A 17,356-nucleotide genomic window follows, 5' to 3' on the forward strand; every position below is an offset into this window, starting at 1 on the left:
AGTAAAATATATTCTGACAAATTTTTTTTCGGAGAGTGAATTTTTTTGGAAGTTCCCATAGGTTTAGTCATTTTATTAGGTGTTTTAATTCTTTTGTCTGCCTTCTTTTCATCGGCAGAGACCGCTTTTTCCAGCGTCAATAGAATCAGGCTGCGGAATTATGTTTCCGAAGGCCGCGCTGGCAGCAAGAATGCGTTGCATATTTCCGAGAATTTCGATGACGCGCTTTCTACTATTCTAGTAGGAAACAATATCGTGAACATTGCCGCTGCGAGTATTTCATCCAAGGTGGCCGTCGATATTTTTGGACCAAGCACAGGTCTTATCATCAGTACATTTGGTATGACCATCTTGATCCTGATTTTTGGTGAAATATTGCCGAAGTCGATTGCGAAGGAACATGCAGAAACATATTCGTTAAAAATATCAGGTATTTTGTTATTGCTGATCAAGGTCCTGACACCAGTCAATTTCCTGTTTAGTAAATTGAAGGCATTTGTATCGAAGGTTTTTTCGAAGGATGGAGAAGCGCAGCCGTCTGTTACCGAAGAAGAAATCAAGGTCATGGTGGACATCAGTGAAGAAGAAGGCGTCATCAATAACGAAGAAAGGGAGCTTGTGCACCGTTCCCTGGAATTTAACGATGTTCTTGTAGGCGAAATTTTAACACATCGAATGGATATGATTACAATCGAAGTTAACCAGCCACTCGAGGAAATTAAGCAGATATTCCTTGAGGAACGTTTTTCACGGGTGCCGGTTCATGAGGACAATATAGATAACATCATCGGATTTTTGTCCGAACGTGAATTTTTTGCAGAACTGATTCAGAATAAAGAAGTCAATATCCGCCAGATGCTGCGCCAGCCGATGTTCGTTGTGAAATCAATGAAGATTGCGACCCTGCTGCCAGAGCTGCAGCGGACAAAGAGCCATATGGCTATCGTCGTAGATGAATTTGGCGGTACGAGCGGCTTGATTACGCTTGAGGATATTTTGGAAGAACTGGTCGGCGAGATTTGGGATGAGCACGATGAAAAAGTGAACATCATGACGAAGATCGATGAAAGCACATATGAGTTTGACGCGGCCTATGATCTAGATGATTTTGCCGAATTGTTCAATGTGCCGATGCCAGTGACATCATACCACAACCTTGGCGGATGGATTTTTGAAACTTTGGAAACTATCCCGGTAAACGGCGATACATTTGATTATGAAAATCTGAGGATCATCGTCAAGGAAGTAGATAACCATCGTATCCGTAAAATAAAAGTGGAAGTTTTGCCTATTATAGAGGTTGAAGAATAAAAGAAGAAGGTGGAACCAGGCGATTAGGTGCCTGGTTCCGCCTTTTTTGTTTGCTGGAAAGAAATTGAGTTAAAAAAACTAGCAGCAAGAAGTATCCCCGTCACAGCACGCTTCGTTTTTCTCCTCTGTTTCCTGGACTTCTTTGATTTCCACGCTGCAGCAATCGGACTTCGAGCTGTTGCCCCTCAGGATTTTAATAAGGTTAGCCATTGATTTCACCTCCTTTCATCAAAATAATTTGATTAATTATATAAAGTAAAACACAAAACCAGAGACAGTAGACATTGTGATGACAGAAACGATAAAGGCGATCACAAGCTGCTTTTTAAAAATCGATTTTAACAGGATGATTTCAGGCAGGCTGGCGCCAGCAGAGCTGATCATCATTGCCATCACCGGGCCAAGGGCCATTCCTTTTAAAATCAGCATTTGTGAAATCGGAATCATGCTTGATAAACGAATGTATAATGGGATACCGGCGATAGCGGCAACTGGAATCAGCCACCAGGCATCGTGTCCGAACCATTTTGTGATGAACTCTGTCGGAACGAGTCCGTGGATGGCAGCCCCGATGGCAGCGCCTATCAGCAAGTATGGGTACACGCTTTTCATCAGCGACCAGGTTTCATTCAAAGCAAATCGCCAGTTGAATTTTTGATTATTTTCTTCATAACCAGACATAATGACGTTTTTTACATAACGCTGAAATCCGAGTTTATCAAGTGCAAAACCGATAGCTACTGAGAAAATACTTGTGATGACGGTGTAAATGATCGTCACCTTCCAGCCCATCACAACGCCCATGATCGTTAGAATAGTAGGATCCAAAACAGGGGAAGCGAATAGGAAAACCATGACGATTGAAAATGGTATTTTCTTTTTCAGCATATTTACGACCACCGGGATAGTCAAGCAGGAACAGAATGGCGTGATAAAAGCAAACAGGATGGCAGTAAAACTGGCAAGCACTTTATTGCGGCCGGTTAACTTCTTCTCGATTTTTTCATATGGAATATAACCCTGGAGCAGGCTGATCAAAAAGGAAATCCCGATGAAAAGCAGAGTTAGTTCAATGGCAATCCAAAAAAAACTTTTGAGAAATTCAATCATCATCTTTTACCTTCTTCCCTTAGCAATTACCTGGTACAGGACAGCATTCCTGCTGTAGTTTTTTTGTACGGGATGGCCATGGAAATGGTCTGGATTCAGGCTGCTCGAAGAATTTCCAGGCATGTTTCGCTTGCCTTTCCACTTCCTGCTGCTTTAACTGGGCTATTGTTTGATAATCTTGATAAAACATGTATATCCCTTCCTTAATCAAAATATGTTGATTTATTTATCAAAAAAAATTGATTAATAGTTTGAAAAATAAACCTAACAGCAGCTGCTAGGTCTGAAAAGGCAGCAAAGCTCTGGAGATAACAGGTGGTTGATTTCTTTGGCGTTCACGGTGTAGTAGCTCCAGGTTCCTTTTGTTTCTTTGTGGATCAGATCGGCATCAAGCAAAATCTTGAGGTGATAGCTTAACTTTGATTGGGGCATGTCAATCAGTTCACTCAGATCGCAAACGCAGCTGGAGTCTTGCTGGCATAGAAGATTGAGAATATGCAGGCGTTTTTGGTCGGCAAGGGCTTTGAATTTCTTTTCATATTTTTCAAAGGTACTTTGAAGCAGTGGTTCCTTGATAGCTTGGGAGTTATTGGTCAGGTCTGTTAAAGGAATGAATTTTTCCACTTTCAGCTCTCCTTAATCAAATATTCTTGATATATTGTATTATATTTCCTGTAAATCCATTTTGCAACTCTTAAATCAAAAATCTTTGATTTTTAATAAAAGAACAGTGCAACTGGATATTTATAGGAGGTGAAGTTTCTAAATCGCCCTTGAATATATAAGCAAATCATTATATGATAATACGGTAATTGGAGGTGGAGGGTAATTGATTAAGCAAAGTATTGAAATGGATCAGGCTGCTGCCGTGTTGAAGCTGCTTGGCGACAAGACGCGCTTGACCATAATGAGGATCCTGGCTGACCACGATTGCTGTGTCTGTGAGTTTGTTGCGATGTTCGATGCGAGCCAGCCGGCGATCAGCCAGCATATTAGGAAATTAAAAGACGCAGGAATGGTGAAAGAAAGCAGGAGGGGCCAGTGGATTTTTTACTCGCTGAACCAGCATTATGAGCATTTCGAATTTGTCCAATTGCTCTTGAATGCACTGCCAGGCCAGGAAGAAAAATTATTAGAACTTGAAAAGCAGGGAAAACGGATTTCCTGTGAATAACGGAGGGTATGAAAATTGTCAACAGCAATCATAGCTTCACTAATTTTCCTTGTGACGCTGACAATGGTTATCTGGCAGCCAAAAGGACTTAGTATCGGCTGGTCTGCCATGGGTGGGGCGCTAGTCGCCTTGATATTCGGCGTTGTTACGTTTCAGGATGTGATCGACGTAACAGGAATCGTCTGGAATGCAACCCTTACATTTATCGCACTTATTATCATTTCACTGATCCTGGATGAGATTGGATTTTTCGAATGGTCTGCCTTCCATATGGCACGTACTGCAAAGGGCAGCGGCATTAAAATGTTCGTTTACGTAACCCTTCTTGGTGCTGGTGTTGCCGCATTATTTGCAAACGACGGGGCTGCACTGATTTTGACCCCGATTGTGCTGGCAATGGTGCGGAACCTGAAATTCGAGGAGAGAATGGTGTTTCCATTCATCATGGCGAGCGGATTCATCGCCGACACGACCTCTTTGCCGCTCGTTGTCAGCAACCTCGTCAATATCGTATCCGCTGACTACTTCAATATAGGATTCGTCGAATATGCATCCCGGATGATTGTGCCGAACTTCTTCTCACTCGGAGCAAGTATTCTGGTCTTGTATTTATTTTTCCGAAAGAGCATTCCGAAAAATTACGAGATGTCAGATTTGAAAAAGCCTTCCGAAGCAATCAAGGATATCAAGATGTTCCGTTTATCGTGGGTTATACTTGGTGTTCTTCTCGCCGGATACTTTGGAAGTGAATTCCTGAACATTCCCGTTTCATTCATAGCTGGGATTGTCGCGATTTTCTTCTTGATGATGGCAAGGAGAAGCCCGGCAGTCCATACGGCAACGGTTGTAAAAGGGGCTCCGTGGGCAATCGTGTTCTTCTCGATTGGTATGTATGTGGTTGTTTACGGCTTGCGTAACGCTGGATTGACGAATATCCTAGCTGATGTCATCCAGGCTGCGGCGGACCAGGGATTGTTTGTTGCTACAATCGGAATGGGCTTTATTGCCGCAATCCTTTCATCAATTATGAACAATATGCCGACTGTCATGATAGATGCGCTGGCGATTGCGGATACTAATACAACAGGCGTTATTCGCGAAGCGTTAATTTATGCCAATGTCATTGGATCCGATTTGGGACCAAAAATCACCCCGATTGGCTCACTGGCAACCTTGCTGTGGCTGCATGTCCTTTCATTGAAAGGCGTCAAGATCTCATGGGGCACGTATTTTAAAACGGGAATCATTTTAACTATTCCTACCCTGTTCATTACTCTGGTGGGGCTATATATCTGGTTACTGATCATTTAATGAGGGAGCGATTATTTTATGGATAAAAAAACAATTTACTTCTTATGCACAGGAAACTCATGCAGAAGCCAGATGGCTGAAGGCTTGGCAAAAAAATATCTGGGTGACGAGTGGGAAGTGAAGAGTGCGGGTCTTGAAGCGCACGGGCTTAACCCTAATGCTATCAATGCGATGCATGAGATCGGCATTGATATTAAAGGCCATACTTCCGATGTAATTGACCCTGAAATTCTCCACAACTCCGACCTTGTCGTAACACTATGCGGCCATGCAGACGAGCATTGCCCGGCGACACCGCCTCATGTAAAACGTGAACATTGGGGATTTGACGACCCGGCGAAGGCTGAGGGAACAGAAGAAGAAAAGTGGGTTGTGTTTCAAAGAGTACGCGACCAAATTGGGGATCGCATTAAAACGTTTGCTGAAACCGGTAAATAGTTAAAAGGAGAGTTTAGTAATGAACAATAACTACCAGGCACTGATTCCGGGAAGGATTTTTATCGGTGGGGAAGATGCCATTTCTGAACTGCTGGAAAATGAAAAAATCGATATGGTTTATGACCTTCGGGCGGTTAATAAAGATGGAAATTACGATTACCCACGGACACACCTGCCAATGTATGATGATGACTCCCAGCAGGATCTGTCTGTTAAAAAGGCGTTGGATGAAGTAGCAGCTGCATATGAGAGTGGGAAGAACATTTACTTCCACTGTTCTACGGGCAGAACACGAACGGGCACTCTTGCAGCAGGCACTCTGCTTAAATTGAATGAAGCAGACAGCATCGATGACGCAAAGGTGAAAGCAAAAGAAGTCCGTGAAGTTTTGAATCTAGATTCAAAATTGATCACATCTCTTGAAAGAATCTTCCCTGAGAAAAAATGAAAATTACAGATAAAGCACGCGAACAATTAATGAAAGAAGAAATTCCTTGCATCCGTTTATACTTCGCCGGCATCAGCTGAAGGAGTTCGAATATTGGACTGGCTCTGGATGAGCCGGATGAAGATGACGAGATAATGCTAGTCGAGGGGATTAAAGTCGCCGTCGATCCTTCGATAGAATATGAAGCGAAGAGCACGATTATCGATTTCATCAATAATGAGTTTATTTTAACGAGGAATTCAATGGATTTCTGCTGACAGCCGCTGAGTAAGCGGCTGTTTTCATTTGTTTGTACAGGATTATGCAGGTGTTTGCTGCTCTTTTAACTGGAAGAATCCAACTTATTGGCGGAAATCACAATATATCAACCACATTTTGAATTTTATCGGTGGATTTTAAAATATATCAACCACATTTTGAATTTTATCGGTGGATTTTAAAATATATCGACCACTTTTCTGATTTTATCGAACACATTCGGGAATATATCGGTAAAGTCTTTAACTCGGCTAAAATTAAATGCCCGGGCACGTAGCCCGGGCATTCATATTCACCATAAATTCGGCTTCACGACCATGAACCAGAGCATCGACATCAATAAAATGATGTAGGTCCAGATGGTACGTTTTAGTTTTGCGGCTAATTCCAGCTTGTTCACGCCTTCTTCGGAGAATTTCCGTAGTGTCGGCGAGAAGGCCCTGGCGAGGAAAAAGAGAGAGGCGAATAGCAGCGCCAGTGTCCCGACAATCCATGGTGTTTCCCATGTCCATGGACCGAGGATGACGAGCAGCACTCCGGTTCCAATCAGGACGTGGCCAGCGTGCTTCGACAGCCGTACGACTGACTTCAATAAAGCTAAATGAGCCTCCAGCTCTTTCCCCATAGCATCAGGCAGCTTTTTTACAATGGGCATCAAAATGAAGAATGGCCCGATTGATGCAACCACACTTGAAACGTGCAAGTAAATGATGATTCGGTACAGTAAATCCATTTCTTATTCTTCGGCAGGGCTGAATTCATGAACCCAGACGCGCATTTGCGGTAGCCATGGCATACCCGGGTGGTAAGAAAGAATCGACTGCTTGTACTCCTCAACTGTTTCAAAGCCTTCACGCTGTGCATCGGCGTCTGTCAACTCACCAAGTGACTGTGAATAGACATTGTCTACGACGAATTTCTTTCCTTTGAGTTCCATGATCTCCCCAACATCCGCATAACGGCCATTACGGCGAGTCGCGGTTTTCTTGCCTTCCAGCACTTTATTAATGTCGTCTTCCATTGTAACCAGACGCTCGATTTCACACGTTTTTGGCGGTAAAGCATTGTTCTGTTCAGTCATTGAAAAAACTCCCTTCCTTATGTTCTTCTATAATGTATCATATTTTGAAAATAGAAAGCCAAGGCAATCATCGTGAAAATAGAGTTTTCACAAAATATATCTGCAAAAAGGGGGAACTGCTGGGATACAACAGAAGGACATTTTTAAAAAAAGATCCAGGAGTAATTTTTCTAGGACTTTTGCTGCTTCTTTTGCAGTTCGAAATATACTAAAATAGGGTTTTCTAGTACAATTGAAGTAGATGGTGGACATATGTTTTACGTTGAGTTTGTTCCCTTCCATAGCTATATATTTCAAATTCAAAATAATTTAATTCGAGGATAAGACAGCTTCTGAAACAGACAAACCGTGATGTGTAGATGTCTGGCGGCTGGGGAGATGAGTAAGATGTTCACTAACTTTGAGACGATTGATCAGCTGAAACGAAGTGTGTATATGTGGCTTCTGCCGATTATAACAATTGCCCTGGTCATCAATAGCTTCCTGAATAATAATCAGAGTTTGTTTGATACAGTCATTAATACGACGCTGATGGTCTGGTTTTCCATCAGCTGGCTTTTAGTATATAGAAACCGGGGAATTCTCGCTGCTGAGTATATAACGCTTTTTTTGGTTACGATGTACCATGTCCTCACCCTCTTTGACGTTGTTCATAATGATCTTGCAGTAAATGGCGGATCTTTGGGAGACTTTATTGTATGGATGCCTTTAATCATCATGTTTTTCTTTTTGGTACTGGGGACAAAGAAGGGCTTTTACTATTCTATATTCATCTTCCTGGTTACGCTTGTCATTGGCGTGGTTTATAGCAGCAAGGTTCCTACCGAATCAATCGATTCGCTGACGCAGTTCCATGCAGCCAATATTGTGTATATCCTAATTCTCTACTATGCGCAAAACATGTTCCGTGCTTTTACAGAAAGGGATTTCTTTAAGAAGCATGCTTACATCGATTCACTCACCCGCGTTGGCAACCGCCACCAGATTGATGTCTGGCTGGAGGAAAAGCTCAAGGCTGCCGAAAAGGAAGATAAGCCGTTTTCAATTATCTTTTTTGATATCGACCATTTTAAAAAGGTTAATGATGAGTTTGGCCATAAAATAGGCGACTGTGTGTTGAAGGAATTATCAGCCATTGTCTCTGGGACTATTGCAGAGGGTGACCTGTTCGGCCGCTGGGGCGGAGAGGAATTTATGTTGATCACAAATGGCAACGGTGGACAGGCTTATGAAAAAGCTGAGCATTTCCGCAAAATTGTCGAGAACCATTGCTTTAAAGGAGCAGGAAGCCTGACTGCAAGCTTCGGAGTAACTGAGTATCAGCAAGCAGACAATATTGACACGCTGCTGAACCGTGCCGATGAAGCATTATATGTATCGAAAAACAGCGGCAGGAATAAGGTCAGCGTGAATGAACCATCCTGAATTTTTCCGGATGGTTTTCCTATTCCAGCCCCAATGCCTCGCCCCTCGAGATACTTGTCTAGCTGCGGCTCCTAACTTCTCGAGACGCTTCGGTCCTGCCAATGAAGTCAATGAACGACTTCATTGTCAGGCTCTCCAGCGCTTGTCGGAGCTGTACAAGACGGTTGGGCTTTTTGTACTTCCATAAAATTTATGATTAAACTATATAGATAATGTGGTAAGATAACTATGGCTATGAATCTTTAAAAATAAAAGGATATGAAATCGCTTTCAATAGATGGATAAAGGAGCAGTGCACCATGAAATATCGTTCTGCATTTGATATTATAGGTCCGGTGATGATCGGGCCATCGAGTTCGCATACAGCCGGCGCTGCAAGGATTGGCCGCGTGGCGCGCACATTGTTTGAGAAACAGCCAACAAAGGCCGTCATCTCCCTGTACGGCTCTTTTGCTAAAACATATAAAGGACACGGAACGGATCTGGCACTTGTAGCCGGAATCCTGGACTTTGATACATTTGATGAACGGATTCCAAACGCGTTGAAAATCGCAGAGCAATCCGGCCTGGAAGTAGAATTTATCACGGAAGATGCGGTCACAGAGCATCCAAACACAGTGAAAATAAATCTTTTTGATGGTCAAGGCAAGGAGCTTGAAATCGTCGGTATTTCCATCGGCGGGGGAACGATCGAGATTACCGAAATCAATTCGTTTAAATTGAAGCTTTCCGGCGCCAACCCGGCGATTCTTGTCGTCCATCATGACCGGTTCGGACTGATTTCAGCCGTGACCACTGTTCTATCAAAATATCAGATTAACATTGGCCATATGGAGGTCTCCCGAAAAGAAAAGGGCGACACAGCTGTCATGGTCATCGAAATGGACCACAAAATCGAAGGCGGAGTTTTTGCCGAATTAACGGCTCTAGAGGGCGTCGATCAGGTCATTCGTTTGGTTGACTAAATTTGAGTAACATCAGGAGGGCAAGCCATGTTTCGTAATGTTGCGGAGCTTGTTGAATTAGCTGAAAAAAATCAGGTAAAAATCGCCGAAATCATGATTCGGCAGGAAATAGAAGTTTCGGGCCGCTCGCGTGAAGATATCATTGCCCAGATGGACAATAACCTTAAGGTAATGGAACGCGCAGTGGAAAGAGGTTTGAACGGCGTAAAATCCCAGACCGGCTTAACCGGAGGGGATGCAGTCTTGTTGCAAAAATACATTGACAGCGGAAAATCCCTGGCTGGCAATCTATTATTGGATGCCGTCAGCAAAGCGGTCGCGACGAATGAAGTGAACGCAGCAATGGGCATCATCTGCGCGACGCCGACTGCAGGATCAGCAGGCGTGGTGCCGGGAACACTTTTTGCCGTAAAAGAGAAATTGAACCCGACACGCATGGAAATGATTGAATATCTGTTTACGACAGCCGCTTTCGGTTTTGTCGTTGCCAACAACGCTTCGATTTCCGGAGCTGCTGGTGGCTGCCAGGCAGAAGTAGGCTCAGCTGCAAGTATGGCCGCGGCGGCAATCGTCGAAATGGCCGGCGGAACACCGCAGCAGTCATCTGAAGCATTTGCGATCACGATGAAAAATATGCTTGGATTGGTCTGTGACCCTGTCGCAGGACTTGTCGAAGTTCCATGTGTAAAAAGAAACGCAATGGGTGCTTCAAACGCTATTACTGCGGCCGATATGGCACTTGCAGGCATAACAAGCAGAATTCCATGCGATGAAGTTATAGGCGCTATGTACGCCATCGGCCAGACAATGCCATCCGCCCTAAGGGAAACAGCAGAAGGCGGACTTGCCGCAACACCAACAGGCCGTCGTTTGGAGCAAGAAATTTTTGGGAAGCCAAAGGAAAAGCTTGTAGATTATTTGATTCAAAAATAGGACGAAAAGCCACCTTTGAGGGTGGCTTTTGTTTTGCTTATAGTAAATGAATATTTCTTTTCCGGCACTCCTCAATCGTTTCCTCGTTCCATACAGAAACCTGAACCTCGCCAATATGGATCTTCCGAAGCAGGAACATACATAGACGCGATTGCCCGATTCCGCCGCCAATCGTATAGGGAAGTTCTTTGTTCAATAACGCCTGATGGTATTCTAATTGGATGCGATTTTCCTGTCCGGCCAGCTTGAGTTGTTCTAGCAGACTTTTTTCATCAACCCTTATCCCCATTGAAGTCATTTCGATTGCACGATGTAAAGGCGGGTACCAGAGTATAAGGTCACCATTCAAATTCCAGTCATCATAATCAGGTGAGCGGGCATCATGTTTTTGGCCTGATCGAAGTTCATGGCCGATTTGCGTAATAAAGACTGCCCCAAATCTTTCTGCAATTTTATCCTCGCGTTCTTTCTGTGAAAGCTCAGGATATGAATCCTCCAGCTCCTGGGAAGAGATGAAGTTTACTTTTTCAGGCAGGATGGTTCCCAAAACCGGATAGTGTTTTGCCAGGAAACTTTCCGTCCTCTTGATAACCTCATAAATCCTTTCAACTGTAGTTCTCAGAACTTTAACATTCCGCTGCTTTCGGGAAATCACCTTTTCCCAGTCCCATTGGTCCACATAAAGGGAATGAAGATTGTCGAGAGTCTCATCACGCCGAATCGCGTTCATGTCGGTATACAGACCTTCCCCTTGAGAAAAGCCATAACGTTTCAGCGCCATCCTCTTCCACTTGGCCAGAGACTGAACAATTTCAATCCGCTCATTTTCCACATCAAGTGCGTCAAAGGAAACAATCCGTTCATTTCCTGCCAGGTCATCATTGATTCCCTTTCCGCCTCTTACAAAAATCGGAGCTGATACTCTAGTCAAATCCAGAGCATCCGCAAGAGTGTTCTCAAAAAAATCCTTTGTTTTCTTAATCGCTATTTCGGTCTCCCTTAGATCTAATTTTGACTGATATTTCAAAGCAGCATTGCTCAACTTTGCTCATCCCCCCGATTCATTTAGCACTTTAGTGTATATACGAAAACATCCATTTACTTTATGACAGATGGGAGTGAAAGTTGCTACTGTCCTCCGCAAAAACGAAAAGCGACAACAAGAGTCGACAGGTTTAGTAGCTTCCGGGAGATATACTAGTTGATAGAATTAAATGTAGGGGGCATGAGATGAGGGAAAGTGCTTATGCAGTCGCAATAATAGCAGGACTAGTCATGACAGCAGTGCAGCCTGCGGCATCCGCAGAGCTTACGGAAATTCGGGAGCAACGACTTAATCTCAAACAGGAATTTTCGACAAAAGAAGAACAAATTGATGCAATGGATGAGGCAGAAAAGCAGTATCTATCCGAACTGAAGGCACTGGACGATGAGATGTCAGAACTGAATCAGAAAATCCGTGACTTCCAAAACGTCCTGGATGATGCAAAAATGGAAATTGAGGATATGAAAAAGGAAATCCACCTGCTCAGCTCCAACAACACGCAACGAGAGCGGTGGATTAAAGAACGGCTGCGGACGATGCAGGTCAATGATGGCTTGGGAATGTATGTAGATTTGATATTTGATTCGAAAAATTTATCTCAACTGTATGATACGGCCAATGCGGTGAGTACCATCATAAAAGCAGATCAAGATTTACTCGCTAAACATAGGAAAGCGCTTAAAACCCTTAAGGAACAGGAAACGCAGCTCTGGCAGAAGACCATGCAGCTTGAGAAGGAATACAGTCAAATGCAGGCACTGCAGGCCGAATTGCAAAAGAAGCTGGAGGAAAAACAGCGCCTGCTAGATTCGGTTCATGAAACAAAGCGGGAAAGTGAATCACAGCTAATGGATATGTATGAAGTCTATGTCAACCTCGCTTCTCAGGAGATTGCAATTTTAAAAGAAAATCAAAGAGTCGAGTATGGCTCCCCTGAATCTGAGGGCGTTTTTATTATACCAGCTATGGGAGAGCTGACATCTGGCTACGGTCCAAGGTGGGGAAGGCTTCACGCAGGCATTGACATCGCGGATGAATCTCCCGAAACGAAAGTGGTCGCAGCTGCTTCCGGAACCGTCATCCGTTCCTATTACTCTGCTACATACGGAAACTGTGTCCTGATCACCCACAAGATGAACGGCAAGACCTTCACCACCCTATACGCCCATCTCGAAAAAAGCACAGTCACAACAGGCCAGTATGTTAAAAAAGGTGAGATGCTCGGCTATATGGGCAATACCGGAGACAGCCGAGGCCAGCATCTGCATTTTGAGGTCCATGAAGGCCAGTGGAATTATGAAAAATCAAACAGCGTTGATCCGCTGCTATATGTGAAAAAATAAGCCAGGTTTCCTTTGTGAATCTGGTTTGTTCATTTTGTGTTTTGTCTACGCTGCAAGTTTTAATCGAAGAGTAGATAACTTAAAGTTCAGTGACCAACTAAGTAGTCAGGGCATTTTAGTAAAAAACAGAATCTCTTGATGTAACCATAAGTAGTTGCACAAGAGGTTTTTTATAAAAGAAATGTCGAAAATACAGTTATAATGACTGTTAAAATTTTTATGGAAAATATTCTTTTGAACATGTTGACACTTACAAATTGAGATGGTATTTTTATCATATGTTCTATATAAAGAACAAAAATATTCTTTATCAAGACAAAATGTATTTAGCATGGCAGGAGGATACCATGAGCGCAATTGCAGGAATCATTAATTTAACAAAAGAGCCGGTTCTCTTCGAGCATGGAAGGAACATAATGAAAGGCCTTGAGAAGTTCCCGGCAGATGATATCCAAGTCTGGCACAAACACAATGCCTTCATTGGAAACCATGCACAATGGATCACTCCAGAGTCAGTGGGCGAACAACAGCCATTTTATGATTCCGAAAGGCAATGCGTCATCACTTCAGATGCCATCATAGATAACAGGGAAGAACTATTCGAAAAGCTCCAAGTCGAGCGGTCAAGACAAAAACACATGCCTGACTGCCAGCTCATTTTGCTAGCTTACTATAAATGGGGAGAAGACTCCCCAAAACACCTTGTAGGCGATTTCGCGTATATGATCTGGGATGAGAGAAACCAGAAACTATTTGGTGCAAGGGATTTTTCAGGTTCACGGACTTTGTATTATTACAATGACAATGATAGATTTGCATTTTGTACCACCATTATGCCATTGTTTACGCTGCCAGGGGTTAAGAAGGAATTGAATGAGCAGTGGATGGCAGAGTTTTTGGCTATACCTGTAAACTTTGAATCAATTAATCTTTCATCCACCACTTATAAGAATATACAGCAATTGACGCCTTCCCACTCTATATCAATTATTGAAGGAAGAATTAAATTAACGAGATATTGTAACTTCTATGAGAAAGAAGAGAAACTTAAGCTTAAATCCGATGCCGAATATGAAGAGGCATTTCGAGAGGTTCTTGATAAGGCCGTAAGAGCAAGAATCAGGACTCATCGAAATGTCGGTGCACATTTAAGTGGGGGGTTGGACTCAGGATCAGTTGCAAGCATGGCCTCTAGAGCTCTTAAAAATGAGAATAAAAGATTAAATACCTTTAGTTATGTTCCGGTATATGGTTTTCAGGATTGGACTCATAAAAGCAGAGTTGCTGATGAAAGCTCTTACGTTAGGGAAACTGTTAATTTTGTAGGTAACATAAATGATCGTTATTTGAGCTTTGATGGGAGAAGTCCATTTACTGAGATTGATGAGTGGCTTGAAACTCTTGAAATACCATATAAATTTTTTGAAAATACTTTTTGGTTAAGAGGCATTTATGAACAATCCCAACAGCAAGGAATAGGTGTTCTGCTGAATGGTCAAAGAGGAAATTGGACAATTTCATGGGGCCCCTTAGTAGATTATTATGCTAGCCTTCTAACAAAACTGAAATGGCATCATTTCTATAAGGAACTGAACCAATATAGCAACAATATAGGAGTGCAAAGGTATAAGATTTTTAAGTTTTTTTTAAAAAAGGCATTCGGGTTAGAGAACTTGAAAAAAAGAGAGCCGTTGAACTTCCCAGTAATCATAGGATCGGATCTAGCAAAGAGAACGAAAGTTTTTGACTATCTTCAACAAAATGGAATTGACACGAATTTTACTAAAACCTCTTCGGCATATGAAGTAAAGAAAAGACAGTTTATCCATCCATATTATTGGAGTCCAACTGGCATGTATGGAGCTAAATTCTCAGTGAGGTATTCTGTTTGGGATAGAGATCCGACAAATGATTTGAGGGTTGTGAAATTCTGTTTATCTATTCCAGAGGATCAATTTGTTAAAGATGGATTAGATCGTGCACTCGTCAGAAGAGCTACCAAGGGTTTGTTACCGGATACCATCAGACTCAACCAAAAATCCAGAGGGGTTCAAGGTGCGGATGGAGCTTTTAGAATGGAACATTCTTGGAAGGAATTTATAAATGAATTGCAAATAATGGCGAATGATTCTGAAGTAGGGAACTATTTAAACTTGGAAGTCATAAAAGAGGCAATTGAAAAGATAAAAACGCAAGCAAAACCGGAGTATGCCTTTGATTTTGATTTTCGGATTCTAATGCGCAGCTTAATTTTATTCAGGTTCTTAAAAAGAACTAATTGAAGGGAGGTGATAGTATTGAAGAAAAAATGGGAAAAGCCAGAACTAGAAGTACTTTCAGTAGGGCTGACCATGGCTGGTCCGGGATTAAAAACCCCAGATGCTGTTCAACCAGACCAGGATGAGACCGTACACTTCAGTTAATCTACTATCTCGAACGCCACAATAGGCCCTTGTTAGTTAAAACTGAATGAGGGCCTATTAATTTGAATAATAGCTATTTTTACATAAAAATTAAATTTAATAAAATGAATCAATGAGGTGAAACTTATGGCAATCAAAGAAAAACTGATTTTAAACCAAACTATTGTTCAACAACCAGGAAATCTAGTAAGTGATATGGACGGAGAAAAAGTAATGCTAAATATTCAAAATGGAAAATATTATAACTTAGGAGAAGTTGGAGGATTTATTTGGGAGTTAATTGCACAGCCAACTGGAATAAATTCATTGATTTTAAGTATAATAGAAAATTATGAAGTTAATCCCTCAGAATGTGAAAAAGAAGTTATTTCTTTTTGTACAGAATTGTATCTTGAAGGCTTAATTGAAGTAATCAACAACTAACGTAGAAAAGGGGATTGACACGTTCTTTATACAGAACTAAAATAGGTATATATTAACATTAATTAAGAACGTTTATTTTTTTTATTTCGATTGTTCTTTATCTAGAACGAAAATCTAAAAGGTGGGTAATAAGCAATGGGTAATGTTAAAAAAGGAACTGCTAAAGAAATTAATTTAAAGGAAATCTTTTCTGTTATTAAAAAAGGTTTCTGGATCATTGCCATTATTACCGCCTTTTCTGCATTTGCTGGATATTTATATGGTGAGAAGGATGTCACTCTCCTATATCAATCCTCAGCTCGAATAATTATTGGTAAAGAAGCTGATATGAACACACTACAGGTAATATTAAAAGACCCGGTAGTATTGGAGAAGGTTGTTGAGAGGCTTGGTCTAAATCGAAGCCCAGAATCTCTGGCTAATCAAATTAATGTAGGGATCCTTGAGAGTTCAAAAGTTGTTAACATAAGTGTAACCGATACGGATCCTGCAAGAGCAGCAGATATCGCCAACACTACGGCTGAAGAATTTAAGACCGAAATAACTAGATTGCTTGATTTTGATGATATGGAGATATTTTCACCAGCAAAAATTAATCCCAATCCAATTAATGAGGAAGATAGTAAATTAGGCATTATAGGAATAGTTTTCGGAGTACTTGCTGGAATTGGGTTCGTTTTCTTCCTGGATTCATTAGATGACACAGTCAGATCACAAAAGGATGTTGAGGATTATCTAGGCCTTCCAGTGGTAGGAAGGATCTCGAAAATGAACAAAAAGAATATTAAGAAGCAAAGTATTCATCCAATAGACTTCCCGCGAGGTGATTCTGGTGTTCCGAAGTAATCGAAGGTCAGCAAATGCAAATCAAAAAAGAAATTTGATCGTTTATTCCAATCCAGATTCAATCATAGCTGAACAATTTAGGACACTTCGCACCAATATACACTTCTTAACCGGAGGGAACAAGAGTATATTGCTTTTGACATCCCCAAGTTCGAGTGAAGGAAAATCCACAGCTGCAGCGAACCTTGCTTTATCTATGGCCCAACAAAAAGAAAAAGTGCTGTTAATTGACGCGAACCTTAGGGATCCAAATATACACTATATATTTAAAATTTCTAACGGTAAGGGATTAGCGGATGTACTATCTGGTCAAGAAGAATTAAGGAATGCTGTGTACAACACTGAGATTGGAAACTTGGCAATATTGACAAGCGGGCACCTGGATTCTAATCCGGCTGAACTACTTGGTTCAGAATCCATGCAGAAATTATTTCATCAGGCATTGGAAGAATACGATTATATCTTTATTGACTCCCCCCCTGTATTGGATGTGACAGATACAAAATTACTAGCAAACAAAAGTGATGGTGTAATCCTTGTTATAGGGGAAGGAAAAACAGCTATTGAAAAAGCAGTAGAAGCTAAAAAGGCTCTTGAGTTTGCTAAGGCAAAGATCTACGGCGTTATATTGAATGAGATTTAGAAAAAGTTATTATTTTTTTTAAGTTTATGTTCGTTATTAAGAAAATAATGTTCGTTTTGTGGTGATGTCTCCTAGCCGTTATCAAAGGAGACACTCGGTCATGCTGTGGGTGGAAAAAACCTTAGACGCTCTGGTCGTCGAGAGTGTGATGTGAGGAGGGGTTAAATGCCCCATTTTAT

22 protein-coding genes are annotated in these 17,356 nt (G+C 41.8%); 15 read left to right on the plus strand and 7 right to left on the minus strand.

Annotation, left to right across the window (positions count from 1 at the left end; translation table 11 throughout):
* Window positions 1-45 precede the first annotated feature (45 nt).
* Entirely contained in the window at window positions 46-1,311 is a 1,266-nt protein-coding gene (locus tag B5X77_RS03850) for a hemolysin family protein (protein ID WP_079505265.1), read from the plus strand.
* A 78-nt stretch (window positions 1,312-1,389) separates the two neighbouring features.
* Here B5X77_RS03850 and B5X77_RS23630 read toward each other — a convergent pair whose 3' ends face one another.
* From B5X77_RS23630 to B5X77_RS03860, 4 genes are all read right to left on the minus strand, one after another.
* A complete protein-coding gene (locus B5X77_RS23630) occupies window positions 1,390-1,521 on the minus strand; it encodes a hypothetical protein (RefSeq protein ID WP_257391710.1) in 132 nt (43 codons plus the stop codon).
* A 36-nt stretch (window positions 1,522-1,557) separates the two neighbouring features.
* Window positions 1,558-2,424: a permease gene (locus B5X77_RS03855; protein WP_079505267.1), complete on the minus strand. Its 867-nt coding sequence runs from the start codon at window positions 2,422-2,424 to the stop codon at window positions 1,558-1,560.
* A gap of 16 nt (window positions 2,425-2,440) precedes the next feature.
* Window positions 2,441-2,611, minus strand: coding sequence for a hypothetical protein (locus B5X77_RS23190; protein ID WP_176167224.1), 171 nt, complete (start codon window positions 2,609-2,611; stop codon window positions 2,441-2,443).
* Window positions 2,612-2,685: 74 nt separating this feature from the next.
* Window positions 2,686-2,997, minus strand: a complete 312-nt coding sequence (locus B5X77_RS03860; protein WP_079505881.1) for an ArsR/SmtB family transcription factor — start codon at window positions 2,995-2,997, stop codon at window positions 2,686-2,688.
* A 253-nt stretch (window positions 2,998-3,250) separates the two neighbouring features.
* On the opposite strand from B5X77_RS03860, the gene B5X77_RS03865 reads away from it, so the two are divergent.
* The 5 genes from B5X77_RS03865 (at window position 3,251) to B5X77_RS23635 (ending at window position 6,049) form a co-directional block, all read left to right on the plus strand.
* Complete coding sequence (locus tag B5X77_RS03865; RefSeq protein ID WP_176167225.1) at window positions 3,251-3,595, plus strand: ArsR/SmtB family transcription factor; 345 nt, start codon at window positions 3,251-3,253, stop codon at window positions 3,593-3,595.
* 15 nt (window positions 3,596-3,610) lie between these two features.
* Window positions 3,611-4,906 carry an arsenic transporter gene (locus B5X77_RS03870; protein ID WP_079505269.1) on the plus strand — a complete coding sequence of 432 codons (1,296 nt, stop codon included), beginning with the start codon at window positions 3,611-3,613 and terminating at the stop codon, window positions 4,904-4,906.
* An 18-nt stretch (window positions 4,907-4,924) separates the two neighbouring features.
* Window positions 4,925-5,344 carry an arsenate reductase (thioredoxin) gene (arsC, locus tag B5X77_RS03875; protein ID WP_079505271.1) on the plus strand — a complete coding sequence of 140 codons (420 nt, stop codon included), beginning with the start codon at window positions 4,925-4,927 and terminating at the stop codon, window positions 5,342-5,344.
* A gap of 19 nt (window positions 5,345-5,363) precedes the next feature.
* Window positions 5,364-5,792, plus strand: coding sequence for a protein-tyrosine phosphatase family protein (locus tag B5X77_RS03880; RefSeq protein WP_079505273.1), 429 nt, complete (start codon window positions 5,364-5,366; stop codon window positions 5,790-5,792).
* Window positions 5,793-5,926: 134 nt separating this feature from the next.
* Window positions 5,927-6,049 carry a hypothetical protein gene (locus B5X77_RS23635; protein ID WP_257391711.1) on the plus strand — a complete coding sequence of 41 codons (123 nt, stop codon included), beginning with the start codon at window positions 5,927-5,929 and terminating at the stop codon, window positions 6,047-6,049.
* Window positions 6,050-6,342: 293 nt separating this feature from the next.
* Here B5X77_RS23635 and B5X77_RS03885 read toward each other — a convergent pair whose 3' ends face one another.
* Both B5X77_RS03885 and B5X77_RS03890 read right to left on the minus strand, forming a co-directional pair.
* Window positions 6,343-6,783 carry a hypothetical protein gene (locus tag B5X77_RS03885; protein ID WP_079505275.1) on the minus strand — a complete coding sequence of 147 codons (441 nt, stop codon included), beginning with the start codon at window positions 6,781-6,783 and terminating at the stop codon, window positions 6,343-6,345.
* A 3-nt stretch (window positions 6,784-6,786) separates the two neighbouring features.
* A complete protein-coding gene (locus B5X77_RS03890; RefSeq protein ID WP_079505277.1) occupies window positions 6,787-7,131 on the minus strand; it encodes an ASCH domain-containing protein in 345 nt (114 codons plus the stop codon).
* A 378-nt stretch (window positions 7,132-7,509) separates the two neighbouring features.
* Here B5X77_RS03890 and B5X77_RS03895 point away from each other — a divergent pair, with 378 nt between their 5' ends.
* The 3 genes from B5X77_RS03895 (at window position 7,510) to sdaAA (ending at window position 10,454) form a co-directional block, all read left to right on the plus strand.
* Window positions 7,510-8,556 (plus strand): GGDEF domain-containing protein, encoded by a 1,047-nt coding sequence (locus tag B5X77_RS03895; RefSeq protein ID WP_176167226.1) that lies wholly within the window; start codon window positions 7,510-7,512, stop codon window positions 8,554-8,556.
* 299 nt (window positions 8,557-8,855) lie between these two features.
* Window positions 8,856-9,521: an L-serine ammonia-lyase, iron-sulfur-dependent subunit beta gene (gene sdaAB, locus B5X77_RS03900; protein ID WP_079505281.1), complete on the plus strand. Its 666-nt coding sequence runs from the start codon at window positions 8,856-8,858 to the stop codon at window positions 9,519-9,521.
* Between the two features lie 27 nt (window positions 9,522-9,548).
* On the plus strand, window positions 9,549-10,454 hold the full coding sequence (sdaAA, locus tag B5X77_RS03905; RefSeq protein WP_079505283.1) for an L-serine ammonia-lyase, iron-sulfur-dependent, subunit alpha: 906 nt from the start codon (window positions 9,549-9,551) through the stop codon (window positions 10,452-10,454).
* Between the two features lie 37 nt (window positions 10,455-10,491).
* Here sdaAA and asnA read toward each other — a convergent pair whose 3' ends face one another.
* Window positions 10,492-11,481, minus strand: a complete 990-nt coding sequence (asnA, locus tag B5X77_RS03910; RefSeq protein WP_139378308.1) for an aspartate--ammonia ligase — start codon at window positions 11,479-11,481, stop codon at window positions 10,492-10,494.
* Between the two features lie 203 nt (window positions 11,482-11,684).
* On the opposite strand from asnA, the gene B5X77_RS03915 reads away from it, so the two are divergent.
* The 6 genes from B5X77_RS03915 (at window position 11,685) to B5X77_RS03935 (ending at window position 17,177) form a co-directional block, all read left to right on the plus strand.
* On the plus strand, window positions 11,685-12,842 hold the full coding sequence (locus B5X77_RS03915) for a murein hydrolase activator EnvC family protein (RefSeq protein ID WP_079505287.1): 1,158 nt from the start codon (window positions 11,685-11,687) through the stop codon (window positions 12,840-12,842).
* 347 nt (window positions 12,843-13,189) lie between these two features.
* Window positions 13,190-15,124, plus strand: a complete 1,935-nt coding sequence (locus tag B5X77_RS03920; RefSeq protein ID WP_079505289.1) for an asparagine synthase-related protein — start codon at window positions 13,190-13,192, stop codon at window positions 15,122-15,124.
* 6 nt (window positions 15,125-15,130) lie between these two features.
* Window positions 15,131-15,265 (plus strand): paeninodin family lasso peptide, encoded by a 135-nt coding sequence (locus B5X77_RS22965; protein ID WP_373887795.1) that lies wholly within the window; start codon window positions 15,131-15,133, stop codon window positions 15,263-15,265.
* A 126-nt stretch (window positions 15,266-15,391) separates the two neighbouring features.
* Window positions 15,392-15,688 carry a lasso peptide biosynthesis PqqD family chaperone gene (locus B5X77_RS03925; RefSeq protein ID WP_079505291.1) on the plus strand — a complete coding sequence of 99 codons (297 nt, stop codon included), beginning with the start codon at window positions 15,392-15,394 and terminating at the stop codon, window positions 15,686-15,688.
* A 135-nt stretch (window positions 15,689-15,823) separates the two neighbouring features.
* The gene (locus B5X77_RS03930; RefSeq protein WP_079505293.1) at window positions 15,824-16,534 is read left to right on the plus strand and encodes a YveK family protein; all 711 of its coding nucleotides are present in this window, start codon (window positions 15,824-15,826) and stop codon (window positions 16,532-16,534) included.
* On the plus strand, window positions 16,521-17,177 hold the full coding sequence (locus tag B5X77_RS03935) for a CpsD/CapB family tyrosine-protein kinase (RefSeq protein WP_139378296.1): 657 nt from the start codon (window positions 16,521-16,523) through the stop codon (window positions 17,175-17,177). Before B5X77_RS03930 ends, B5X77_RS03935 begins: the two co-directional genes overlap by 14 nt.
* Window positions 17,178-17,356 lie beyond the last annotated feature (179 nt).

It is taken from the genome of Mesobacillus jeotgali (genome assembly GCF_900166585.1).
GTDB lineage: Bacteria > Bacillota > Bacilli > Bacillales > Cytobacillaceae > Mesobacillus > Mesobacillus jeotgali_A.